Annotated in this window: 24 protein-coding genes and 2 riboswitches; of the genes, 5 read left to right on the forward strand and 19 right to left on the reverse strand. The window is 39.1% G+C overall.

Annotated features, from left to right (window positions below; genetic code table 11):
* Positions 1–11: 11 nt before the first annotated feature.
* Both EUBELI_RS13645 and EUBELI_RS07135 read left to right on the forward strand, forming a co-directional pair.
* Positions 12–362, forward strand: a complete 351-nt coding sequence (locus tag EUBELI_RS13645; protein WP_012739699.1) for a hypothetical protein — start codon at positions 12–14, stop codon at positions 360–362.
* Positions 359–2,104 (forward strand): YhgE/Pip domain-containing protein, encoded by a 1,746-nt coding sequence (locus EUBELI_RS07135; protein WP_012739700.1) that lies wholly within the window; start codon positions 359–361, stop codon positions 2,102–2,104. The genes EUBELI_RS13645 and EUBELI_RS07135 overlap by 4 nt, the downstream gene beginning before the upstream one ends.
* 467 nt (positions 2,105–2,571) lie before the next feature.
* Here EUBELI_RS07135 and EUBELI_RS07140 read toward each other — a convergent pair whose 3' ends face one another.
* The gene (locus EUBELI_RS07140; protein ID WP_012739702.1) at positions 2,572–4,242 is read right to left on the reverse strand and encodes a formate--tetrahydrofolate ligase; all 1,671 of its coding nucleotides are present in this window, start codon (positions 4,240–4,242) and stop codon (positions 2,572–2,574) included.
* Positions 4,243–4,376: 134 nt separating this feature from the next.
* A riboswitch (glycine riboswitch) is annotated at positions 4,377–4,484 on the reverse strand.
* Between the two features lie 3 nt (positions 4,485–4,487).
* A riboswitch (glycine riboswitch) is annotated at positions 4,488–4,572 on the reverse strand.
* Positions 4,573–4,787: 215 nt separating this feature from the next.
* Between EUBELI_RS07140 and EUBELI_RS07150 the strand changes: the two genes are divergently transcribed.
* Together EUBELI_RS07150 and EUBELI_RS07155 are read left to right on the forward strand one after the other, a co-directional pair.
* On the forward strand, positions 4,788–6,206 hold the full coding sequence (locus EUBELI_RS07150; protein ID WP_012739703.1) for an alanine/glycine:cation symporter family protein: 1,419 nt from the start codon (positions 4,788–4,790) through the stop codon (positions 6,204–6,206).
* 366 nt (positions 6,207–6,572) lie between these two features.
* On the forward strand, positions 6,573–6,794 hold the full coding sequence (locus tag EUBELI_RS07155; protein ID WP_041688184.1) for a hypothetical protein: 222 nt from the start codon (positions 6,573–6,575) through the stop codon (positions 6,792–6,794).
* Between the two features lie 703 nt (positions 6,795–7,497).
* On the opposite strand, the gene EUBELI_RS14930 is transcribed toward EUBELI_RS07155, so the two are convergent.
* The 11 genes from EUBELI_RS14930 to EUBELI_RS07205 form a co-directional block, all read right to left on the reverse strand.
* Complete coding sequence (locus EUBELI_RS14930) at positions 7,498–7,599, reverse strand: type II toxin-antitoxin system YoeB family toxin (protein WP_081458300.1); 102 nt, start codon at positions 7,597–7,599, stop codon at positions 7,498–7,500.
* 97 nt (positions 7,600–7,696) lie between these two features.
* Entirely contained in the window at positions 7,697–8,530 is an 834-nt protein-coding gene (locus EUBELI_RS07160) for a formate/nitrite transporter family protein (RefSeq protein WP_041688186.1), read from the reverse strand.
* Between the two features lie 480 nt (positions 8,531–9,010).
* Complete coding sequence (gene atpC / locus EUBELI_RS07165; RefSeq protein ID WP_012739706.1) at positions 9,011–9,424, reverse strand: ATP synthase F1 subunit epsilon; 414 nt, start codon at positions 9,422–9,424, stop codon at positions 9,011–9,013.
* Positions 9,425–9,448: 24 nt separating this feature from the next.
* Entirely contained in the window at positions 9,449–10,840 is a 1,392-nt protein-coding gene (gene atpD, locus EUBELI_RS07170) for a F0F1 ATP synthase subunit beta (RefSeq protein ID WP_041688187.1), read from the reverse strand.
* Between the two features lie 20 nt (positions 10,841–10,860).
* Entirely contained in the window at positions 10,861–11,754 is an 894-nt protein-coding gene (gene atpG, locus EUBELI_RS07175) for an ATP synthase F1 subunit gamma (protein WP_012739708.1), read from the reverse strand.
* Positions 11,755–11,789: 35 nt separating this feature from the next.
* The gene (gene atpA, locus EUBELI_RS07180) at positions 11,790–13,295 is read right to left on the reverse strand and encodes a F0F1 ATP synthase subunit alpha (protein WP_012739709.1); all 1,506 of its coding nucleotides are present in this window, start codon (positions 13,293–13,295) and stop codon (positions 11,790–11,792) included.
* Positions 13,292–13,813, reverse strand: a complete 522-nt coding sequence (gene atpH / locus EUBELI_RS07185) for an ATP synthase F1 subunit delta (RefSeq protein ID WP_012739710.1) — start codon at positions 13,811–13,813, stop codon at positions 13,292–13,294. Before atpH ends, atpA begins: the two co-directional genes overlap by 4 nt.
* A complete protein-coding gene (gene atpF, locus EUBELI_RS07190) occupies positions 13,791–14,243 on the reverse strand; it encodes a F0F1 ATP synthase subunit B (RefSeq protein ID WP_012739711.1) in 453 nt (150 codons plus the stop codon). Before atpF ends, atpH begins: the two co-directional genes overlap by 23 nt.
* A gap of 52 nt (positions 14,244–14,295) precedes the next feature.
* Positions 14,296–14,523, reverse strand: a complete 228-nt coding sequence (gene atpE, locus EUBELI_RS07195) for an ATP synthase F0 subunit C (RefSeq protein WP_012739712.1) — start codon at positions 14,521–14,523, stop codon at positions 14,296–14,298.
* A 46-nt stretch (positions 14,524–14,569) separates the two neighbouring features.
* Positions 14,570–15,256, reverse strand: a complete 687-nt coding sequence (locus EUBELI_RS07200; protein WP_041688193.1) for a F0F1 ATP synthase subunit A — start codon at positions 15,254–15,256, stop codon at positions 14,570–14,572.
* Between the two features lie 321 nt (positions 15,257–15,577).
* On the reverse strand, positions 15,578–16,477 hold the full coding sequence (locus EUBELI_RS07205; RefSeq protein WP_012739714.1) for a LysR family transcriptional regulator: 900 nt from the start codon (positions 16,475–16,477) through the stop codon (positions 15,578–15,580).
* Between the two features lie 158 nt (positions 16,478–16,635).
* On the opposite strand from EUBELI_RS07205, the gene EUBELI_RS07210 reads away from it, so the two are divergent.
* Positions 16,636–17,334, forward strand: a complete 699-nt coding sequence (locus EUBELI_RS07210; protein WP_041688689.1) for a DUF6198 family protein — start codon at positions 16,636–16,638, stop codon at positions 17,332–17,334.
* Between the two features lie 5 nt (positions 17,335–17,339).
* On the opposite strand, the gene EUBELI_RS14635 is transcribed toward EUBELI_RS07210, so the two are convergent.
* From EUBELI_RS14635 to EUBELI_RS07245, 7 genes are all read right to left on the reverse strand, one after another.
* Entirely contained in the window at positions 17,340–18,350 is a 1,011-nt protein-coding gene (locus EUBELI_RS14635; RefSeq protein WP_012739716.1) for an RpnC/YadD family protein, read from the reverse strand.
* 427 nt (positions 18,351–18,777) lie between these two features.
* Positions 18,778–19,956, reverse strand: coding sequence for an iron-containing alcohol dehydrogenase (locus tag EUBELI_RS07220; protein WP_012739717.1), 1,179 nt, complete (start codon positions 19,954–19,956; stop codon positions 18,778–18,780).
* A gap of 2 nt (positions 19,957–19,958) precedes the next feature.
* A complete protein-coding gene (locus EUBELI_RS07225; RefSeq protein ID WP_041688693.1) occupies positions 19,959–20,540 on the reverse strand; it encodes a xanthine phosphoribosyltransferase in 582 nt (193 codons plus the stop codon).
* A gap of 91 nt (positions 20,541–20,631) precedes the next feature.
* Positions 20,632–21,966 carry an MATE family efflux transporter gene (locus EUBELI_RS07230; protein WP_012739719.1) on the reverse strand — a complete coding sequence of 445 codons (1,335 nt, stop codon included), beginning with the start codon at positions 21,964–21,966 and terminating at the stop codon, positions 20,632–20,634.
* 17 nt (positions 21,967–21,983) lie between these two features.
* On the reverse strand, positions 21,984–24,272 hold the full coding sequence (locus EUBELI_RS07235; protein ID WP_012739720.1) for a xanthine dehydrogenase family protein molybdopterin-binding subunit: 2,289 nt from the start codon (positions 24,270–24,272) through the stop codon (positions 21,984–21,986).
* Positions 24,273–24,740, reverse strand: coding sequence for a (2Fe-2S)-binding protein (locus tag EUBELI_RS07240; RefSeq protein WP_012739721.1), 468 nt, complete (start codon positions 24,738–24,740; stop codon positions 24,273–24,275). It lies immediately after the preceding gene.
* A 25-nt stretch (positions 24,741–24,765) separates the two neighbouring features.
* The gene (locus EUBELI_RS07245; protein ID WP_012739722.1) at positions 24,766–25,560 is read right to left on the reverse strand and encodes an FAD binding domain-containing protein; all 795 of its coding nucleotides are present in this window, start codon (positions 25,558–25,560) and stop codon (positions 24,766–24,768) included.
* Positions 25,561–25,924 lie beyond the last annotated feature (364 nt).

Below are 25,924 nucleotides of genomic sequence, written 5' to 3' on the forward strand. Positions count from 1 at the left end.
GAAATGAATTTATGCAAAATGATGATTTTAATATAGATGTTGTTATTGCGGAAATCACAGCATTTGCAGAAAATATGCATGCTAAGAACCAGCATAAAAAAAAGGTCTGCTTAAGATGTATGATGATAATTCCTTTAGTATTCATGGTGCTTATGTTTACCATGGATACAGCTAAAGTTGTTTATCTGCTTCTTTGGGTAATCTCACTTTTTATATTCTGTGCTTATCTTATAGTTATTGATTATATTGATGACAAGCTCGCAAGAAAGCTTAATGAGCTCAATATTGAGATTAAGGAAAAACAGGCTGATACTTCTCTTACAGACAGTATCAAAGCATTTTTAAGTGAGGTACAGTTATGAAAAATATATTTAAGATTATACGGGCTGACCTTCGCCACATAAAAACAAATGTAATTGCACTATGCGTAATTATCGGTCTTACCGTTATTCCTGCATTGTATTCGTGGTTTAATATCCTGTCAAACTGGGATCCATATGGACAGGCTTCCACAAGCAGGATTAAAGTTGCCGTTGTATCTGTTGACAAAGGTACTTCTCTTGAAGGAACGGAGCTTAATGTCGGTGACACCATAATTGATGCACTTAAAACTAATAACACTATCGGTTGGCAGTTTGTTGCTTCATCAGATGAAGCAATCGAAGGCGTATACAGCGGTGAGTATTATGCAGCCCTCGTTGTTCCAGAGAATTTTTCCAAGAATCTTATAAGCTTCTTAAGTGATTCCATGGAACATCCTCAGTTAAAATATTACTGTAACCAGAAAGCAAACGCTATTGCACCTAAGATAACAGACAAGGCTAAAACAGCAGTTCAGCAGCAGGTTAACCAGACATTTATAGATACAATCGTATCTACGATTGCCGGAACTGGCGACTCAGTTATCAAAGATTCAGATAAAGAAACCGGTTCTCTTATGGATGCAGTTATTAACAGACTTACATCCGCAAGGACTACACTTTCAACATACGATGTAATTCTTAACTCAATGCTTGCAATTACTGACCTTACATCATCAATAAGCAGCAGTTCAAACAGTGCTGCACCGCAAGTTTATACACAATTACAGTTACAGCAGCAGCAGTTAATAACCTTACAGGCACTTGTAAATGGTAATTCCGCTGAATCTTTAAATGAATTATCATCTGCTCTTTCAAACCAGATGTCCCAGATTCAAAGCATTATGAGTTCATTAACAGAGCTTTATTCTGACATGAACATGGATGTTGCAGACCTGTCTGCTGCAATTAAGCTTACATCGGGCTCACTCACTCAGACTAAAGAGCTTCTCAGTGACCTTGAGACAAAGCTTGATAACGCAATTAATACATTAAACACAATCACTGAACAGGATACATATGGTTTATTATCAGAGATGTTAAATGCAAATGCCAATACTTTGGGAGATTTTCTCTCTGCACCTGTAAATATAACAACAGAGCAGGTATATGCTGTTAAAAGCTATGGAACAAGCGCTTCACCATTCTACACAATACTTGCACTGTGGTTTGGTGGACTTATACTTGTTGCTATTATGCACACACCTGTGCATCCTGCTCCGGACATTCCAGCAGATGCAAAGAGATATGAAAAATTCTTCGGAAGGTATTTTATCTTCTTTGCAGTAGGACAGCTTCAGGCACTGCTTATAACACTTGGAAATCTTCTCTACATAGGAATCCAGTGTTACCACCCATTCCTTTACTGGGTTGCATGTGCATTCTCAAGCTTCGTATTCACCTTCTTTATGTACAGCCTTACTGTTGCATTTGGAAATATCGGTGAAGCACTTGGAATTGTCCTGCTCGTTATACAGGTTGCCGGCTCAGGCGGTACATTCCCTATAGAAGTACTTCCTAACGCCTACCAGATAATATACCGATTCCTGCTCTTCCCATATTCAATGGATGCATTAAGAGAATGTATAGCAGGAATGTACAGATATGATTACATTAAGAATCTCGCTTTTCTTTCTATATATATAGTTGTTTCGCTGATTATCGGATTGTTCTTACAGAAACCATTTGAGAAGCTGAATCATATGATTGAGAGAAGTAAGGAGAAGTCGGGGGTAATGTTGTAGGAAGTTGCTCCCCTAAAGCACGCCCAGCCGTGTATATTAGTAAAATCAAAACACGCTTCCGCTCGGATTCCGACGCAGCGGTACTAGGTTCGCTGGGATTTGCTACCACTTTGTGGCAGCTTTCCCAGCTTACCAAGTGCCGGCGTCTTCATACGGTTTTGATTTTACTAATATACACGGCTGGGCTTTTCATTACCGGACAACTGCTCCGCCCCACCTTTGGCAAGGTTGGGGCGGGAGAGATATTCTCATCTCCTATGTAGAAAAACTCCCGGAAGTTTGGAGGCAGGTGGTTGTGTAGTGTAGTTTCAAACCGTACGGAAACGCCGGCACTTGATTTTGCGAGGGAGTCGCCAAAGGCGACAAACCTCACAAAATCTTAGTACCGCTGCGTTTTCGTCCGAGCGAGAGCGCGTTTGAAAATACACTACACAACCACCTGCCTCCCACTCCCGGGAGTCACTTTTCTAGAATAACCCAGTTATTACCCCATCATCATTAACATCTATATTATATGCCGCTGGTGATTTTGAAAGTCCTGGCATTGTCATTACTGAACCTGTAAGCACTACTATGAAGCCTGCACCGGCTGATACATATGCTTCTCTTACATTCATCTCAAATCCTTCCGGACGGCCAAGTAATGTTGGATCGTCTGAAAGCGAATACTGTGTCTTAGCCATACAGATTGGAAGATTACCAAATCCTAACTGTTCAAGCTGTGCAATCTGCTTATTAGCTGCTGCCGAATAATTAACACTTCCTGCGCCATATATTTCTTTGGCAATTGTCTCAATCTTTGCTTTAACTGGCTGGTCTGTCTCATACAGGCAATGGAAATTGCTCTTCTTTGTCTCAAGTGTCTTAAGAACCTTTTCTGCAAGCTCAATTCCGCCTTCTCCACCCTTTTCCCATACTTTGGCAAGGGCGAATTCACAGCCTTTATCTTCACAGAACTTCTGTATATAATCTAATTCTGCCTGTGTATCTGATACAAACGCATTTAGTGTAACAACTACAGGCACACCATATTTCTGAAGATTCTCAATATGCTTTTCAAGGTTTACGATTCCCTTCTTTAATGCGTCAAGATTCTCTGCTGATAATTCTGTCTTAGGTACTCCACCGTTGTACTTAAGTGCTCTTACTGTTGCTACTAATACAACTGCATCTGGCTTTAAGCCTGACTTACGGCACTTTATATCGAAGAATTTCTCTGCACCTAAATCTGCTCCAAATCCTGCCTCTGTGATAACATAATCTGCCATCTTAAGTGCAGTCTTAGTTGCTCTTACTGAATTACATCCATGTGCGATATTAGCAAATGGTCCACCATGTACTAATGCAGGAGTATGTTCAAGTGTCTGGATAAGGTTAGGCTTTAATGCATCCTTTAACAATGCTGCCATTGAACCTACTGCCTTGATATCTGCAGCAGTAACAGGCTGTCCCTGATAATTGTAAGCAACTACCATCTTGCCAAGTCTTTCCTTTAAATCCTTCATATCTGTTGCAAGACATAATACTGCCATAATCTCTGACGCAACTGTGATAACAAAATGATCTTCTCTTACAGTTCCGTCAACCTTAGAACCAAGACCTACAACTATATTTCTAAGAACACGGTCGTTCATATCCATACATCTTTTCCATGTAACACATCTTGGGTCAATTCCAAGTTCGTTGCCCTGCTGTATATGGTTATCAAGAAGTGCTGCACATAAGTTGTTAGCTGATGTGATTGCATGGAAATCGCCTGTAAAATGCAGATTCAATTCTTCCATAGGAACAACCTGTGCATATCCACCACCTGCTGCTCCACCTTTGATACCGAAACATGGACCAAGTGATGGCTCACGAAGTGCTATAACTGCCTTCTTGCCAAGCTTTCCAAATGCTTCTCCAAGCCCTACAGTAATTGTTGTCTTTCCCTCTCCTGCCGGAGTTGGATTTATGGCTGTAACAAGAATTAACTTTCCATCTTCATTGCCTTTGACACTGTTGATGTACTCATCTGATATCTTAGCCTTATACTTTCCGTATAATTCAAGATCATCCTCGCTTATGCCGCATCTGGCTGCAACATTCTTAATTGGCTCCATTACTGCTTCCTGTGCAATTTCAATGTCTGTCTTCATAATGTTTCTCTCCTTTGCTTTAGCCTTTTCGTGCCTTGCAATCCTGCCTTATCAAGATTCCTAAGAAGATTTCCTTCCTAATATATCTTTACATAAAAACAAGAGGCTACAGGCGCACTTTAATACACCTATGCCTCTGTTAAAAACCTGAAAGATTCTCTCCAAGCAAATCAGCCTCTATATTTCTCATCTCTATGCTTAGAAATTGCTTCTTCGGTGCTGATAATTACAGCTCTCCAGAGTTCCGTCCATAACCGGTCCTTTTGCCTGAGAGTTTTCGCTGTCACCTTCGGCGCTGCATTTTTACACAGTCTCTCCCGATTATATCTTCCGGATATTACCTTAATAATAAGGAAAAAAGCGTCTTGCTTTATCTGCAAAACGCCTTCTTTTTCAACAATAATATATAAATTGACAGAGTTTGTCAATAAGCAACATTTAACAAAATTATTTATTATATTAGGAAATAACAGTATTCAATTGAAAAAAATGTTGTTTTATGATAAAATTTATCTTAATTTTTATAAAAAGGGAGAATACATAATATGTTTAGTAAAATCAATACTATTCTCGTTACTATTGACGCATATGTCTGGGGAATTCCACTCATTGTCCTTATACTTTCAGTTGGTCTGTTTCTTACTATCAGACTTAAGGGTGTTCAGTTTACTAATCTTGGACGTGCTTTTAAGTACATTTTCAAAGACGAAACTGATGGAAAGCATGGTGAAGTGAGCAGTTTCGCAGCACTATGTACAGCACTTTCAGCAACAATCGGTACAGGTAATATCGTAGGTGTTGCTACTGCTATTGTCTCAGGCGGTCCTGGTGCATTATTCTGGATGTGGCTTGCTGCCTTAGTTGGTACTGCTACCAAGTACGCAGAGTGTCTCTTAGCAGTTAAGTTCAGACAGGTTGACGAAGACGGTCATGTTGTTGGTGGTCCTTTTAACTACATTGAACATGGTATGGGACCTAAGTGGAAATGGCTTGCCAAGATATTTGCTTTCTTTGGTATAGGCGTTGGTCTTTTAGGAATTGGTACATTTACACAGGTGAATGGAATCTCTTCTGCTGTTAATAATTTCTTTGATTCTAACAACGCATGGACTGTTTCATTATTTGGAAGAACATATTCATGGACTGTAGTTATAAGCTGTCTTATCCTTACATTCTGTGTTGCTCTTGTTCTTATTGGTGGAATCCAGAGAATTTCTAAAGTTGCTCAGGTTATTGTTCCTTTCATGGCTGCAACATATTTTTTAGCAGGTATTCTTATTATTTTATTTAATATTACAGATGTTCCTGCTGCCATCCTTACAATTGTGCAGAGTGCATTTGGTCTTAAGGCCGCTGCTGGTGGTGCCCTTGGTGCCATGGTTGTAGCTATGCAGAAGGGTATTGCAAGAGGTATCTTCTCTAATGAGGCCGGTCTTGGTAGTGCACCTATTGCCGCTGCCGCTGCCCGTACCAATGAACCTGTACGTCAGGGTCTTGTATCTATGACAGCTACTTTTATTGATACTATTATCATCTGTTCAATTACAGGTATTGCAATTGTTCTTACAGGAGCTTACGATATGGGACTTGAAGGTGTTGCAGTAACAACTAAAGCATTCCAGTTAGGACTTCCATTCCCTGATGGAGTTGCTTCATTTATTCTTATGTTATGTCTCGTATTCTTTGCATTTACAACTATTCTTGGCTGGGATTATTATTCTGAGCGCTGCCTTGAATACCTTACTAATGGTAAGAAGAAATGCATCAAGGCATACAGATGGATATATATCCTCTGCGTATTCATCGGCCCTTACATGACTGTATCTGCCGTATGGACAATTGCAGATATATTTAACGGTCTTATGGCTATTCCTAACCTTATAGCACTTGTAGCATTAAGCGGTGTAGTTGCTAAGGAAACTAAAGATTATCTTGACAGAATCAAGAAAAAAGAGATTGATTAATTAAGCATTAACTGCTTATGCGTAAACATAAGCCCCATTCTGGATTAGTCCAGAATGGGGCATTTTGTATATATCTTTATTCTGTTATAGTACTATGAGGGAATTTCCCCGCTGTAATCACATTTTATGAGCCCATTTTAATATATCCTTCACATTTCATGAGTTTTATAGCAAAAGGGGGCTTGTATTCTCCCATATAAACATCTCCATCATCATGCATATTATCTTCCTCTATCATACATTTTTATAAAGAAATTCAATGTAATAATATAACACATTTGACCGATATATAATGTAGAAGTAACATTTTGAAATAAGGTCCAAGGAGGGATTATTGCAGCAAATGGAGTTATTCGCAATTCAAAAGTGTACCCAGTCCAGACTATCAGTAATCTCAAAGGGGTAGGACAGGATAATACCAGTGCAGAACACGGTAACAGTGGACAGTCTCACAGACGTACAATAACTATCAGAGTTAATCCTGAGACTTATGCTGATGCACCAGCCGATTGTTATACAGTTACATATAACCGTAACAGTCAGCTTCAGGCATTTTATTATCGCCCTCGCCATGAGTATACTTACTAATAATGGACGAAGAAAAACACCTCTTAATCAGAATGTATATTGCTGATTAAGAGGTGTTTTCTTATGCTCTACGCTTCAGCTTTATATATATGAGTTGCAATATTATTGCACACGCAATGCCAACTGAAACATAAGATATTAAATCCGTATTGACATATGTCGGGTTAAGACTTGCTGTTCTTCCAAGAAATCTGTTACTGAATAACGTTCAAGATGATAGCTGTATGGGTGCTGGCTCTGATTTAGTAGCATATTATTATTGATGAAGAAGTGTCTTGTCTGATTTTTTTGTCATGATACCTATAGGTAGTCGTATATTCTGACAGCTTATAGGTATTTTCTGCACATTCTTCTCTCGAATCAGACATTATCCTTGCCAGAAAGCTAAAGATTGCCTATAGATAATGTGGTTTTCCATCATTTATAGGTATTTACACTGAAATCTGCGCTTTATGAGCAGAAATCCTAATATTTCTGCCTATAAGCAATAGAAATAATATCTTCTTATAGGTTCTGCTCTATATTCTGCGACCATGTTGCTGTCAGATGCAAATGTATCACCTAGTTGGACGATACACTATTTTGCCCCATCATTTATGTTCATATTTTTTCGTAGTAAATGATAACATTTTTATCCCCCGATATAATATTCTCTGAAACCATGTGATTTTTGTGTAAAGAAAAAAGCACCATGTTTCAGGTGCTAATCTTCATAATGGAACTTGCAGGAATATATTATCAGATTTTGGTTCATGTCCATATTATACGTAAGTCTGTGTTCGTCTGTGATTCTTCTACTGCACATCTTCCTATGCTTTAATGGTTTCTAAAGGAATAATCATAGGTAATAATATATTTTCTTCTAAATCATCAATCCGTATCCATATACTTTAAGATATGTATCACGCCTTCTTTCCACCAACACCATTAATATACATCAACGGTATTCCGAAGAATGCCATTCCTCCCACAATATTACCTATTGTAACAGGAATAAGATTATTAAATATAAAATTCGGTATATTCAATGTACTAAGCTGCTGTGCTGTATAACCATATTGCTCCATAGCATCTTTCACATATAACGGATTAAGTTTTGCTATCATTCCTGCAGGTACATAATACATATTAGCAACACAATGCTCATAACCGCTTACAACAAAAAGCAGTATTATAAAAAAACAACATAACAGTTTTCCGGTTACATCCTTTGCACGTGCCGCAAGCATAACTGCTGCACACACAAGTATGTTACATAATATTCCCGATGCAAGCGCTGTTGTAAAATCAAGATTACATTTTCCAAGTGCTACTTTAATTGTATATGCACCAAGTATTCCCGATGAATAATTATACTGCCCGCTTACATAATCAATACATGTAAGCATTAACGAGCCAAGAAGATTTCCCAGATATACTACAATAAGCATTCGTATAAGCTTAAGTGCTGTGTGCTTCTTCTGTACAGTTGCCATAATTGCCAGACAGTCTCCTGTAAAAAGTTCTGCTCCTGTCATAACAACCATCATAAGTCCCATTGGGAATACAACTCCTGCAACCAGACGTGCAATTCCTACATTGACGATATCATGTGCTGCCACACTGCTTCCGGCTGCGCCAAATGCAATCATCATTCCTGCAAGTATGGCTTTCATAAAAAGCTTGTATGCTGGACAGTCAACCTTCCCAACACAACCTTCCACATAATTCTCTATCGCTTCTTTCATAGATAACATCTTAAGTTCCTCCCTGATTGTGTATTCCTACACTTCAATCGTTTTGTTTTAACTGTGTATACAAAATACGCTTGCATATTATAGCAAGCTGAATATTTATTTACAAGTATCTTATAAAGAACAATTCTACATGCTTCGGCACCCCTTTTGGACTTTCTCTGTGCATCACACCTCTCTAAGGTCCAAATCGTCAGACTGACTCTTCCCTTTTGGACTTTAACACGCCTTCCCGCCGCTTCAACATCCGATCTGCCGCGGCTCGGCTTCCCTTTTGGACTTCAACACGCCTTCCCACCGCTTCAACGTCCAATTCGCCGCGCTTTGGCTTCTCTTTTGGACTTCAACGCGCCTTCCCTCTACTTTAACGTCCAATCCACCACGCCATGGCTAACCATTATCCCTGCACGACAAAAAGCACCTGCCAGAATGCTATTCACAAGCATTCTGGCAGGCGCAGACCCACATATATCTTATACAATTCTACTTTCCAGATGTTGCCTTAAGTCTTGCCATAGCTCTTGCAAGTGCTGCTCTTGAGTGATAATACTCATGGATACTCTGCTTCTGGCGAAGTCTCTCCTCAGCCCTCTGCTTAGCTTCCTCTGCTCTTCTTACATCGATTTCCTCAGGCTTTTCTGCTGTCTCAACAAGAAGAGTTACACGGTTGTTGACGATTTCAACAAATCCCATTCCAACAACAGCATGAATCCACTCGTCGCTGCCCTCTGGCTGGAACTTCATCTGACCTTCATCAATTGCAATAACCATATCTTCATGATGGGCAAGAATTTCCTTCTGTCCATCGAACTCAGGCACAATCAGAGAACGGCATTTGCCAGCGAAAAACACCCGGTTAGCTGATATTACTTTTAAATAAAATGAACTTGTAGCCATTAGTTTTTCCTTTCTGGCAGGATGTTACTGCATCTTCTCAGCCTTTTTAATAACATCATCTATAGTTCCTACATTGAAAAATGCGTTCTCAGGATATTCGTCCATCTCACCATCAATAATTGCCTTGAAACCTCTTATAGTCTCCTTTAATGGAACATATACACCAGGAATACCTGTGAAGTTCTCAGCAACATGGAATGGCTGTGATAAGAATTTCTGAATCTTTCTTGCTCTGAATACTGTAACCTTATCTTCATCTGCAAGCTCTTCCATACCAAGAATAGCAATGATATCCTGTAATTCCTTGTACTTCTGGAGGATTTCCTGAACCTTTCTTGCTACCTCATAATGCTCCTCACCTACAATGTCCGGCTCAAGAATTCTTGATGTAGAATCAAGAGGGTCTACTGCCGGGTAGATACCCTGTTCAACTATCTTTCTTGAAAGAACTGTAGTTGCATCAAGATGTGCAAATGTTGTTGCAGGTGCAGGGTCAGTAAGGTCATCGGCAGGTACATATACTGCCTGTACTGATGTTACAGAACCATTCTTTGTAGAAGCAATTCTCTCCTGTAATTCACCCATCTCAGTTGCAAGTGTTGGCTGATAACCTACGGCTGAAGGCATACGTCCAAGAAGTGCTGAAACCTCTGAACCAGCCTGTGTGAAACGGAATATATTATCAATGAATAAAAGCACATTCTGATGCTTCTCATCACGGAAATATTCAGCCATTGTAAGTCCTGTCTCAGCAACACGCATACGTGCTCCAGGTGGTTCATTCATCTGACCAAACACTAAGGCAGTTTTTTCAAGAACGCCCGACTCTTTCATTTCTGTCCAGAGGTCGTTACCTTCTCTTGATCTTTCTCCTACACCTGTGAATATTGAATATCCACCATGTTCTGTTGCAATATTGCTGATAAGTTCCTGAATAAGAACTGTCTTACCAACCCCGGCACCACCAAACAGACCAATCTTACCACCCTTTGCATAAGGTGCCAAAAGGTCAATTACCTTGATACCTGTCTCAAGAATCTCTTCTGCAGGATTCTGTTCTTCAAATGTTGGAGGTTCTCTGTGGATTTCCCACTTTTCCTCCGCATCTGGCTGTTCTTTGCCATCAATAGCCTCTCCTAATACATTAAAGAGACGGCCAAGAGTTTTCTCTCCAACAGGAGTCTTAATGCCGCTGCCTGTAGCTGTTACTTCCATATCTCTGCAAAGACCTTCACTGGAAGCAAGCATGATACAACGGACTGTATCATTACCGATATGCTGTGCAACTTCCATCACACATTTTTTATCACCATTATTAACTTCAAGTGCGTCCCTGATTGCCGGAAGGTTCTCATCTTCGAACGCTACATCGACAACAGGTCCCATTACCTGTATAATCTTTCCTTTATTACTCATATTATCTCCTATCCGTCGCATTATTTCTTTCGTTTCTTCTTCTGCGACTTCGCACCAGCGATAACCTCAGTTATTTCCTGTGTGATTGAAGCCTGTCTGGCTCTGTTATACTGTATATCAAGGTCGTGCAGCATATCCTTTGCACTCTTTGATGCAGCCTCCATCGCCATCATACGGGCATTCTGTTCGCAGGAGAATGACTCTACCAAAGCTCCGTATACGAAACCAACTATATAATCAGGAACAATTCTGTCCATAACTACTTCTGGGGAAGGTTTTAATGCAAGTTCCTCTCTTTTGAAATCAACCGGTATCTGGATATTGAAATCTGCCTTCTTAAGAGGAAGAAGCTGTTCAATCTGTGTTTCCTCCTGAATAGCATTAATCATGCTTGTGTATATGATATACACCTCATCAAGTTCACCTTTTCTGTACAGTTCTATTATTTCTTCTGAAATATTTCTTGCTCTGTTAAGAGTAGGATTCTGAACTGTATAGTGGAACTGCTTCTCAATCTCAATACCGCGCTGTTCAAAATAATGTCGTCCAAGTTCTCCTAATACGAATAATGAATGATTAGGATTCTTTTCAAGCTGCTCCTGCGCAATCTTTAAAACATTATGGTTATATGAACCTGCAAGTCCCTTATCAGCAGTAATAACTATGTAGCCTACCTTTTTATCCGCTGCGTCTTTATCCTCATTTGTCTTAAAATATATACTGCTTATATCAGGTATATGTCTTAAGATTCGGCTCATTTCTGACTGCAGAGTGAAAAAGTATGGTTCCGTGTCTGAAAGCATTTTCTTAGATTTCTTAAGCTTGGAAGAAGAAATCATATACATGGCATTAGTAATCTTTAATGTATCATTGATACTTTTTATTCGATCCTGAATTTCCTTTGTGTTTGCCATATCTATACGCTTACCTTTCTTTTAGCACACATGCATTATGCAAATTCTTTTACTGCTTCCAGAATATTCTTAACCAGCTCATCATTAATCTCTTTCTCATCTTCAATCTGCTTTCCTATTTCAGGATGCTTGAGATCTATGAATTCAAGTAATTCTGTCTGGTGTTTCTTAACTTCCTTAGTAGGTATCTCATCAAATACGCCGTTGTTAGCCATAACAAGTGTCATAACCTGCTCATGCATTGAAAGTGGATGGCAGAGTGGCTGCTTTAAAAGCTCCATAAGGGCTTTTCCGTGCTGTAACTGTGCCTTAGTTGCATCATCAAGATCTGATGCAAACTGTGTAAATACTTCCATCTCTCTGTACTGTGCAAGGTCAATTCTTATGCTTCCTGATGCCTTCTTCATTGCCTTAGTCTGGGCTGCACCACCAACTCGTGAAACCGAAAGACCTACATTAACGGCTGGTCTCATACCTGAATTAAACAAATTAGTTTCAAGGAATATCTGACCATCTGTGATAGAGATAACATTTGTTGGAATATATGCTGATACATCACCAGCCTGTGTCTCTATTATAGGAAGTGCTGTTATTGAGCCTCCACCTAACGCATCACTTAAACGGCTTGATCTTTCAAGAAGTCTTGAATGAAGATAGAATACATCTCCAGGATAAGCCTCTCGTCCAGGTGATCTTTCAAGCAGAAGGGAAAGTGCTCTATACGCTACCGCATGTTTGCTCAAATCATCATATACAATAAGAACATCTTTTCCCTGATGCATGAAATGCTCTGCCATTGCAGTACCTGCATATGGAGCTATATACTGAAGTGATGCGGGATCACTCGCTGTTGAAGATACAACAATTGAATAATCCATTGCACCATGCTTAGTAAGTGTTGATACAACCTTGGCAACTGTAGATGCCTTCTGTCCGATTGCAACATACACACAGATAACACCTTTACCTTTCTGGTTAATAATTGTATCTGTGGCAATTGATGTCTTACCAGTCTGACGGTCACCAATGATAAGTTCTCGCTGTCCACGACCAATTGGGAACATTGAATCAATTGAAAGTATTCCTGTTTCCATTGGTGTGCTTACAGACTTACGGTCTACGATACCAGGAGCATCTTCCTCAATTGGTCTGTAATCTTCTTCTTTAATATCGCCTTTTCCATCAATAGGCTCGCCAAGTGCATTGATTACTCTTCCTACAAATGCGCTGCCTACCGGAATTCCGGCTTTTTTCTTGGTTCTTACAACCTTAGTTCCTTCTTTGATTCCTGTATCCCTGCCAAACAAGATAACACCTATCTCATTCTCACGGATATCCTGAACCATTCCTTTTACTCCATTATCAAATACTACGATTTCACCATACATTGCATGGTCAATACCGTATACAGTAGCAATTCCATCACCGACCCATATTACATTACCGGTCTCACGGCTTGCTTCATCCCAATTGAAATTCTCAATCTCACTCTGGATAATGGAGATAATATCTGTTGCACTAATTGCGCCCACAGGGGTCACCTCCCAGTTAATTTTCTTTCAAGCTGACAAAAACGTCCTTCAAAACTTCTGTCGTATTCCTTGTGATGCGCTCTTATAAGATATCCGCCTAAGAGATCCGCATCCACTGTCTTTGTCAGTTCAATTGTATAATCCGGATATCTGCTCTTTAAGAAATCCTGTGCCTGCTTTGCATTATCATCTTCATCACTGCTGTCTGCACTTATAAGCTCTGCTTTTAAAATGTGGTTTGCTTCATCATCAATTCTGTAATATGAATCAAATATGTCTCTCATCTCATCACAATAACCAAGCTTACACATTTCTTTAATAAAATTCTTCATAAGCTCCTTGGTATCATCAAGTGCAAATACTTTATCAATGATGTCGTATTTCTTTGCAAGAGGTATTTCAGGATTCGTGAGAATTTTCTGAAGTTCTGAAGTTTTGCTGTATAACTCATCAGCCCTTCTTACATCCTCTCTGCTCACAGACAACCGGTGTAAAACTATTGCATTATTTACTGCTGCCTGCGTCATGAGCATCACCTGTCTTTACGATTTTTCTTGCAGCTATGAGAGCGAGTCTTGCAATATCTGCCTGTGCAGCTTCCGTTGCTTTCTCTTTCTCTGTAGCTATATCAGCCTTTGCCTTTTCAAGCATTACTTCTGTTTCTTTTCTGGTCTTTTCCAAAGCTGCCTCATGCTCTTCCTGTGCTCTGTTTCTAGCATTTACAATAATCTCATCAGCTTCAGTCTTCGCACTTTCAAGCTTTTCGTCATATGAAGCCTTTAATGCATCTGCTTCTTCCTGACTCTTCTTAGCATCATCAAACTGCTGCTTAATCATATCTTCTCTTGCATTGATTACTTTCATAACAGGCTTAAACAGGAACTTCTTAAACACCAGATATAAGACGAGCAGATTGACTACTGTCCATAATATATTCCATGGATCTATACTTAACACTAGCTTCGCCTTCCTTTCTATCTTGTCTTAGTTATCTTTCCCATAAATGTTATTAGCCTAAGAAAAGGATTATAAGAAGGGCGATAACGAAACCATAAATAGCTGTTGCCTCTGCAAGGGCACAACCTAAAAGAAGTGACTTACTAATCTTGCTTTCTGCCTCTGGCTGTCTTGCGATAGCGTCTACTGCACTGCTTGTTGCCTTACCGATACCAAGACCAGCACCGATACCTGTTAATACTGCTATACCTGCTCCGATTGCTACTAAAATTGTTGACATAATAATAATCTCCTTTTTAAAACATTTATTCTTGTTACATATACTCTTACTCTGTAGCCTCTTTTATAAAAAGACCAGTTAAGAATACGAAAACATACGCCTGTATCAGTCCATCGAATATATCGAAGTAACAACTGAATACTGCCGGTAAAACTGCTGGAACTACCATCTTTAATAATTCCATGATTACAAATGAACCTAAAACATTACCGAATAATCGCATGCAAAGTGATAAGGGCTTGATAAATACTTCCAGAATATTAATAGGAAGTATTATCGGCATTGGCTCTGCAAAACTCTTAAGCCAGCCTTTAGTTCCTCTGGCTCTGATTCCTGCGACCTCAATAAGTACAATACTCATCAACGCCAGTGTTGCTGTGACATTCATATCCTTAGTTGGCGGCTTGAAACCAAGCAGTCCTATCAGGTTCGCAATTCCTATGTAAATAGCAATTGCTGACAGATATGGAATGTATGCCTTTCCTTTTTCTCCTATCGTCTCAGTGAAGAAATCATTGAGTCCCTTTATTGCTGTTTCTACAACTACCTGTCTGCGACTGGGGTTTTCCACACTTAGATTTCGGCTTAGCAGAATACACAACAGAAACACAACAGCCATGATAATCCATGTAACAACAACGGATTCATATACTGGGATTCCACCAAACAAAGGTATAGTGAACACTGTCTCGCAATTAAGTTCTTCCATAAGCCCTTCTACCAAAGCATCCATCTGCACGACCTCCTTTCTAAATATGAAACATATTTCTTTTCTGTTCACGGATTTTATTCCACAAAAAAAATAATGTCAAGCCTAGATTCTGCCTAGGTTTGACACTATTTCCCCCTTTAATAATCGTACATTTTTAACAAAAAATCATTTGTGACCAGCGTTCATTTTTGTTATTTTTTACATTGAATTCTGTCAAACTTTATTTTTATTTAATAATTTCATTAAAATTTGTCAAAAATATGTCAATAAAATCTGTTAATTTTTCTACAAATTTGTCATTTAATTAAGATATATCCGGTTATTCATTAATTATATTAATCTCTACAAAGCCGTTAAAACACTTGTATTCTCTATAACAAAGTTCCTGAACGTCTCTACAGCAGGAGACATGTATGTACTATTATCATTAACCATATAAAAGCTTCTCTCATATTCAGGTGACTCGATTTCAAATATTTCTACAGACATCTTTTCCAATATATCCATATATGGAACTACCGCTATTCCGAATCCACTAGCAACCAGCCCGGCAATAACCTGATCTTCCTCAGTTTCATATGCAACCTTTACTGTTATGTCCGATCTTTTCAACATTTCATCAAATATGCTTCTTATTCCAGAGTTCTTGTCAAAACATACATATGAATACCCGGCTGTCTCTGCAAGATTAATGCTCCTTTTCCTTTTCTTAGCCAGCGGATGTCCTTTGGGAGTAATAAGCACCAGTCTCTGCTTCATAACGGGCTCAGCCGTAAAATGATATTCTTCTGATGGCTTGGAACAGAACAACAAATCATACTTCCCAAGCTGCATATCGTCAAGCAGCCTGCCCGTAACATCTGTGTGAAACGTAAAATCTATATCAAGCTTCGGATTCTTCTTTATAAATGCTGCCGCCATCCGAGGGACATAGCTTATTCCCAATGGTCTTACAAGTCCTAATCTTATCGTTCCATTTCCCATTGCACTTCTTTTAATAGAAGCGATTCCATCATCTAACACATCAAGAGTCTTTTCTGCATAAGAAAGAAACTCCTCTCCGAATTGAGTCAGAGTTATCTTATGTCCGTTTTTTTCAAAGAGTTTAACACCAAGTTCCTTTTCCATCTGTGAAATTGCATGACTAAGACTCGGCTGTGTAATGCATAATTCCTCTGCCGCCTTCGTGTACTGGCGTATTCTTGCAAGTGTAACGAAATATCTCAGATTATATATATTCATAGACAGCCTCCTAAGCACATTTATTATCTTAATTATAAACAGTTCTATAGACAAAATCTATAATTTCATTAAAATTATTCATTTGTTATTAATTAATAATGAAACTACACTTAGAGACTGTGATTATGTTCTTTATTAAAAAGGAAAGGGGATTCATTATGAGTTCAATTGATAGTGCAATAGATTTAAATGCTGGTTCTGTTTCTGAAAATGTTAAGACTACGCTTAGAGGTGAGCTTGTTCTTGCCTTTGCTGTTATAATCAACAGCCTTGGAGTTGTGCTTATGCTTTACTCAGGAACTGGAATATCTGCAATCTCAAGCGTTCCATATGCTTTTTCCGAAGTCTTCCCTAAGATTACTCTTGGTACATTTACATATATGTTCCAGGGACTTCTTGTACTCAGCCTTATGATTCTGCGAAAGAAGTTCGTACCATCATATCTGTTTTCATTCGTTGTCGGATTCATATTTGGTGAATGCATCGACATGCACAATATGTGGGTTCCAATGCTCCCAACTGCAATCGGATTCAGAATTGTGTACTTTATTATAAGCTACTGCCTGATAAGTCTCGGCATAGCTCTTTCTAACAGATGCAAGCTTCCAATTATTCCTACTGACCTGTTCCCTCGTGAACTTGCTGACATCACTGGCGTTGCATATTCACGCATCAAGATTTCTTTCGATGTTATATGCCTTGCCGTAACTGCATGTCTTACCGGCCTGATATTAGGTCATGTTAAGGGTCTTGGCATCGGTACTGTTGTTGCTGCATTTACAATGGGAAAAGCCATCGGCCTTGTCGGCAGATGGCTTGATAAGAAGTTTGATTTTGTTTCATTTATGAAGAAATAACTTCCTCACATATTGTCTAATCTATCTTTAATTACATTAATATCATAATCTGGGGCAGATGAAACTACTGCATCGTATATTGGCTTTATATCTGCCTCTTCTTCCTCTAGTTCTGAGGCTATTGTCTCCAGAGTCTTTGACTTCTTTACCTTTTTTATAATCTGATTAACTATCTTTAATTGTTCTCCGCTCTGTTCACCCTCTGCAAATACTTCTTGGGTCAATTCTTCTTTTGCTTCTCGTTTTAATTCTTCTATAACTGTTTCTTTTAATTCTTCTTTAGCCATTTCCTTTGCTTCTTCAAATAATGTCCTTCTGACATCTTCCTCATCATAATCATATATGCTCACTTCGACGACCTCCTCCCTGTGCTGTTCAAAGAAATCGACAAGTATATCCTCATCTATACATTCGTCCATCGCCTCTGTTACTGCAATCCTGACATCGTCCCCTTCAACACCCATCTTGAATCTGACCTTATTAACAAATGTCATGTAATCACGCAGCGTTTTGCACTTATTAAGGATATGTACATCTTTATTAATGTTGATAACACGCACCTTAAGCTCCAGCTCCGGATTATCTGTCGGAATCTCATACATATCTGACAGCCTGATTTCATCCTCATCTTCAATCCATTTTTCCAGACCATTGTAAAATGTCACAAAATGCGGAACAGGAATCTTAATCGTGCTTCTTCTGTGAAGCATGGAATTGCTGAACAACTCTCTGAACACATCTGATACATAGTGCAAAAATCTTAACGGCATATTAGGATTCTTGCTAGACTGCTGCTCAAACATATACAGGCTCATACATAGTAAAAATGAAGCGTCATTCTTATACTTCATATATGAACCGCCGTTTAATGTCGTTACCTGCAAATCATCCACATTCGTGTAAGCTGAATTGTTAAGTGCATTATACAGTTCTAAAAGATTTCTCTTATCTCTGTATAACATACAGAATACATTGTCCTTAAATTTAGATGTTACATTGTCTTTCTTCTCTGCCATAGATATCCTCCTCGTCTCTTTCGCAGGCAGATATCCACGCACATATACTAATAAATATTATCTTTATCTATATAAGTATATTAGCATTTACGGATATCTAAAACAAGCCTGCATTATTCAATTATGTGTTATGTGGATTTTGCTGAATGAATGTCTATAAATGTTTTTAGAAAAATAAACCTTCATAAACGAACTTTCATAGATGTATGTTAATCTATGAATATCCAGCTTTGATAAGCAACTGGTGTTGATTATTGAAGCAATCAACACCATGTTACTTTAGAAAAGATTTCATTCTTTAAATATATTAATATCATATATAATTATATATGTCAATGTATATTATCTAAACACTAGAAATATCTCATTTTTATTAAAAAAGGTACAACATTCATCATGTGAATATTATACCTATAATTAATAAATATTATCTATACGCCCTCTCGTATATACCCGCAATCTCTTCATCAGTAGTTTCCTGAGGGTCTCTTACGAACAATCTCATCATTGTTGCCCTTGCGTTCTTGGCAAGTGTCATTGCTTCTTCCTTCTTTATTCCGTAATCAGACATCTTAAGGTCATCAACTCCACATGCCTTCTGTAATTCAAGAAGTGCTGTGATGAAATCTTCCGGTTTAGACGCATCTTTCATTCCAAGAAAATGTGCCATATCAATGAAGCGTTCATCACATACATGCTTATTAATCCAGAATGTGAAGTACTCCTTAGACAGCATGATAAGTCCTGCTCCATGAGGAAGTTCAGGGTGATATGCACTCATTGCATGCTCCATAGAATGTTCTGATATACATGATGTTACAACCATTGAATAGCCAGACATTGTATTAGCGTATGCAACATGTTCTCTTGCCTCAATATCATTGCCATCCTTAACTGCTCTTGCAAGATAATGTCCGATATTTTCAATCGCGGCACGCTGAATCATATCTCCCATAATATTATGTTTGTTGCTTATATACCCTTCCAATGAATGGAAAAGTGCATCAAATCCCTGATATGCAGTGAATTTCGGTGGAACTGTTTTCATAAGCTCAGGGTCAACAATTGCATACTTTGCAAACATCCCCGCCATTCCACCAATACCAATCTTTTCATTAGTATCAGGATTAGAAATTACTCCGATAGTATCAACCTCTGAGCCTGTTCCTGCTGATGTAGTAATTGCAATCCATGGAAGCATCTCATTAGGAGGTGTCATCTTTCCACCTGATGGACTGTTAGCATAATCCCACAGATTATCTGATGGCTGTGGAATGAACATTGCCATATTCTTAGCCGCATCCATAACTGAACCACCGCCTAAAGCAACAACAAAGTCAACTCCATTCTTGCGACCAATTCTTGCACCTTCTTCAACTGCTGACTTCAGCGGATTAGCTCCTATTCCGTTATAAAGCACATATGAAACATCAGCCTGTTTAAGTTCATCTATTGTTCTGTCAAGTGAACCATTCATCCTTGCAGACTTTCCATTGCTTATAACAAGAAGTGCTTTCTTTCCTGGCATCTTAAGAGTATGAAGCTTAGAAAGACTTCCGCATCCAAATACGACATCTACTGGTGAAAAAAACTGATATTCATTCATGATTACTCCTCTCTGAAATTAATACTGCCATCTGCAGCATTCATTCCATCAACAATAGCCAGAGATTCCAGCTGGTATCCAAGGTTACGGATAATCTGTCCTCCCTGCTGGAAGCCCTTCTCAACTGCGATTCCAATACCTTCAACAGTTCCGCCTGCCTGATTGACAATAGATATAAGTCCCTGAAGTGCACAGCCATTTGCAAGAAAATCATCAATAATAAGTACATGATCCTCTGGACCTACAAACTTCTTAGATATAAGAACCTGATTCTTGCACTTATGTGTAAATGATTCAACTTCCGCAGAATACACATCACCATCAATATTGACACTCTGTGACTTCTTTGCAAATACAACCGGTACATCAAAGCATTCTGCAACTATACATGCAATACCAATTCCTGAAGCCTCAATTGTTATAATCTTATTAATATTCTTTCCGGCAAATCTTCTCTTAAATTCTTCGCCCATCTGCTTGAAAAGCTTAACATCCATCTGATGATTAAGAAAACTGTCTACTTTAAGAATGTTGCCTTCTTTGACAACTCCGTCCTTCATAATTCTTTCTTCAAGAAAATTCATAGTAATGATTCCTTTCGTAAGTAAATTATCTGTCATATTATAAGAAATAATTCTATCATCACTAAGCATTGCGGTCAATCGCTTTTAGTACTTAATACCCATATTTTTTCTTCTTCGCAACAAGGAAAATTATGGTTGCAATCATAGCAAGAAATTCTGCCACAACTACTGACATCCACACACCTGTAAGCTTGAAAAACACAGGCAGAATAAGCACTGCTGTCACCTGAAATACAAGGGTCCTAAGAAACGATATCAATGCTGATGTAAGGCCATCACTAAGTGCTGTGAAGAATGACGAACCTAATATCGGGAAGCCTGAAAACAGAAACGAACATGAAAAAATCATGAAACCTGCAACAGTTATGTCGAATAATTCCTTATCATACCCGACAAACACCTGCGCAAGCGGTCTTGCAAGAACCTGTCCCAGCACAAACATTGTAAATGCTCCAACAACGATAATTCTTATACCTTTTCCAAGAATACTCTTTAATTCTTTTTTATTACCAGAGCCATAATTAAATCCGACAATAGGTGCACTTCCTACTGAGTATCCCATGAATATTGCCTGAAATATGAAATTGACATACATAACAACACCATAAGCTGCAATTCCATTTTCTCCGGCATATTTCATCAACTGCATATTGTAAAGCATACTTACTAAAGACGCTGACACATTATTCATGAATTCAGACGCACCGTTAGATGCTGCTTTACCAAGTATTCTGATATCAAATCTGAACTTTGTTAATCTTAAAAGGCTTGTGTTCTTTTTCATAAAATACACAACCGGAATTGCACCTCCAACAAGCTCACTCATCGAAGTTGCAAGTGCCGCACCGACAAGCCCCCATCTGAATCCTGCAACAAAAAGTGCATCAAGCGCCATATTGGTAACACCTGCTGCCACAGTCACATACAGACCAAGCTTAGGCTTTCCCGCTGTTGCAAACAGACACTGAAACTCAAACTGCAATATATAAAAAGGTAATGCCGCAAGAATAATTCTTCCATATAATACACAGTCACTAAGAAGCTTTCCTTCTGCACCAAGCATCATGGCAACAGGTCTTATCAATATAATACCAAGAAGTCCTAATACAATACCGCATATTGCTGAAAATGCCACTATAAACGAGAATATGTGGCTTGCCTTCTCTTTCTTTCCCTCTCCAAGTGACATTGCAATAAGTGCGCCACCACCTGTTCCAAACATAAATCCGACGCAGCCAAGAATCATAAGCACCGGCATAATCAGATTAACTGCTGCAAATGAAGTTTTACCTACAAAGTTAGAAACAAACAAGCCATCAACAACGCCATATATAGATGTAAATATCAGCATAACAATTGATGGCATTGTGAATCTCATGAGTTTCCTATATCCAAAATGATCTGATAATTTAATCTCTTCTTTCATTCATTTCCTCAAAATAATCACTTCTGTCTTGCCATTGCAATCTGGTCAGGAGTTATAGGAAGCTCGTAAAATCTCTTTCCTGCCGCATGGCTTAATGCATCTGTAATTGCAGGAAGCGGTGTATTAATTACAACCTCTCCGATTGATTTAGCACCAAAAGGACCTGCATTCTCGTAACTGCTCTCAAACTCAACATTAATATGTCCAATATCCATTCTTGATGGAATCTTGTACTGTAAAAATGAGTTCTCATACAGCTTGCCTTTATCTGAATATGTGATATTCTCTGACATTGTCATTCCAATTCCCTGTAAGATACCACCCTCTGCCTGTACTCTTGCAAGGTTAGGATTAACAGGTGTTCCACAATCAACACATGCGTCATACTCAACAACACGGCTCTCACCTGTGAGAAGGTCAACCTCGACCTCCGCTGCTCCAACCATGAATGGTGGTGGTGAAATAGGTGATGTATGTGTATTGGTAACTGAAAGTGCTATATCATTACCACACATGGATGCTGTTGATATATCGGCCAGGGTTACACATTTATCCTTGTTCTCACCTGATTCGCATATTACTTTCTTTCCGTCAAATGTGACATCACATTTCTCGCAGCCTAACATCTTAGCACCAAGCTTTTCGATTCTGTCTCTAAGCTCTAATGCACATTTTTCAACAGCCTTACCAGTTACATATGTTGTACTTGATGCGTATGAACCTGAATCATAAGGTGATATGTCAGTATCTGCACCAAATACACTTATATCGTCTGTGCTGCATTCAAGAACCTCTGCTGCAATCTGTGCAAGTATTGTATCACAGCCTGTTCCCATATCAGCAGCTCCGATGTTCATAGTATATACACCTTCATCATTAAGCTTTAGTGTCGCACTGCCGACATCAACTCCTGATATACCTGAGCCCTGCATTGCCATGCCCATTCCGACAAAACGTGCCTTAGTATCAGAAATCTTTCTCATAGGATATTTCTCATCCCATTTAATCATCTCTTTGACCTTTGCAAGACATCTGTCAAGTGCACAGCTTGTATTAACCTGTCCATAGTAAGCAGGCATTACATCGCCCTCTTTTACTATGTTCTTAAATCTGATTTCAAACGGGTCCATATGAAGTTTGTCTGCCAGTTCATTTACAGCCGACTCAACTGCAAAAAGACCCTGTGTCGCACCATAACCTCTGTAAGCACCCGCTGACATTATATTAGTATATACAACATCACTTACAAAACGGAACGCCTCTGCCTTTCCATATAATGGAATTGACTTGTGTCCAGAAAGACCTACTGTTGTAGGCCCATGCTCGCCATATGCACCTGTATTAGATAATGTGTATAAATCAATTCCTTTTACAATACCATCCTTAGTTGCACCAAGTCTTACATGCATCTGCATCTCATGTCTTGGTGATGAAGCTGACTGTGTTTCTTCCCTTGAAAATATAATCTTAGACGGTTTCTTGGTCTTCCATGTAACAAATGCAGGATATATCTCTGACACAGATGTCTGCTTTGCTCCAAATCCGCCTCCGATTCTTGGCTTGGTAACTCTTATCTTAGATGGCGATATTCCAAGTGCATGTGAAATAATTCTCCTGCAATGGAATACTATCTGTGTAGAACTTACGACATGAAGTCTTCCATAAGTATCTATTGTACAGAAAGTTCTGAAAGTCTCCATCATGCTCTGCTGGCATGCCTTAGTATGATATGTCCTGTCAATCACAATATCACACTCGTCTAGTACCTTATCGATATCTCCGTTGCCGCTCTCATCATGCGCACACAGATTTCTTTTATTATCAGCTCCAACCGGACATAATGCCTCCCAGTTATCCTCTGGATGTACAAGAATCTCATTATCCTTTGCCTTAGTGAAATCAAGCAATGGTTCAAGTACTTCATATTCTGTCTTAATAAGCTTCATTGCCTTATCAACACAGCGTTCATCAGCACCTGCAACAATGGCAACCGGATCACCTATGAATCTTACATGCTTATCAAGAATAAGCCTGTCATAAGGACTTGGCTCAGGATATGTCTGACCTGCACATGTGAATCTTTTCATATTCTGGTCAACATCTTTATATGTAAATATTGCTTCTATTCCCGGCACCTTCATCGCAATATCAGTATTAATATTCTTTACAAATGCGTTGGCATATGGTGAGCGCAGAAGCTTTACAACAAGGCAGTCCTTAGGTGCAATATCATCTGTATACACCGGCTTTCCAAGAAGCAGTTCCATCGCATCTTTCTTTCTGATAGCTTTATTAACCGACTTCATCTATTCAGCCTCCTTTGCTTTCTTTGCCTCAAGGAAATTCATAATTCCTCTTAACTGTCCCTCATAACCTGAACATCTGCACAGATTTCCTGAAAGGAACTCCTTTATCTCCTCTTCATCAGGATAAGGATTCTCTCTGAAAAGTGCCAATGCATTCATAACAAATCCCGGATTACAGAATCCACACTGCTCTGCTCCCTGATCTGCTATAAATGTGACAAATTCAGACGCCTCCTCCTGTAATCCTTCGAGTGTTGTAACACTGCATTTGTCTGCTCTTGCTGCAAGAACTGAACATGAAAGGACAGGCTTATCATTAAGAAATACTGTACATAAGCCACAGTTAGATGTTTCACAGCCACATTTTACGCTGTAACAGCCATGCTCTCTCACGAATTCATAGAGTGTCATGTCTGCCGTAATATCTGCTTTAACAGATTTTCCATTCAACTTAATATCAACTAACATATATTCTCCAATCCGTAATCACCAATTAATCTCTGTTAATATTCTGAAGTGCCCTGCCTGCAAGAACGCCTGAAAGATGACTTCTATACTCAGCACTTCCTCTCATATTGCCCGCTGTAGGCACATTTTTCTTAACAAATGTACTGAATTCTTCTACCGACTTCTCGTTAATACCGCCTGCAAGTATTCCTTCTGTATCTTTAACAACAATTGCTCTTCCCGGCCTTGCACCTATGCAGATATTGCAGACTCCAGTATCTTTAAACTTTACTCCTGCACATGTAAGCACCGGCAGATCTGTTTCTGTTATTCTCACTGCTTCATAAAACATATTCACCGGTCTTTTCTTAACAATAATATTAACAACAATGTCCCTGTCATAATCACGGTCAGCATACTCAGTTAATGGAACAATGCCTCCCTTGTATAGTTCTACATAAGAATCCAGTCCGATTAAAAGCGTAAGCACATCAGAAAATCCATATCTTCCATATATACTTCCACCAACTGTTGCAAGATTTCTGAACTGCACACCTACAATATGCCTTAAAGCCTCCTTAGCACAGCCATCTGTATATTCATTAAAACTCTCATGAACTTCTAACTGTCTTAAAGTAGTCATACAGCCAATCTTAAATTCTTCATCTGATTCTTCAATCTTATCAAGTCCAAGCCCTGACATATCAATAGCTGTATTCATTCTGTTGTCGCCCATACGCATCCACATCATGCCGCCGACAATACGGTTAGCTTTCTTCTGATTAAGCTCATAGGCTTCTTCAAGGCTTTCTACTTTCTTATAATTCTGTATAGTAAGCATAAAAACTCCAATCTATTTATTAGTGATATGAACAACGGACGGTTGTGGCGGGCGCAGACCCGTTACCTGCAGGTGATGGCTCTCATGGCAGCTTAGCTTAGTGGGAGTAGATGCCGCCATCTGCAAAGCCTATTAGTGTGCAGAAAATCAAACGCGCTACGCTTGAACGAGATTTTCTGCACACACCTTTAAGCACATGGCGGCATAACTCCCACACAGCACGCTGCAAATCGAGCCCTCGCCTGCTGGCATCGGGTCTGTGCCCGCCACAACCTGTCTGTCATCCTTCACTACTAAATTGATAAATAATCTCATTCTCTTTCCTTATATAAATATAACGGCTTGTAAAACCCTTGTCAATCTG

This window comes from [Eubacterium] eligens ATCC 27750, from assembly GCF_000146185.1.
Taxonomy (GTDB): domain Bacteria; phylum Bacillota; class Clostridia; order Lachnospirales; family Lachnospiraceae; genus Lachnospira; species Lachnospira eligens.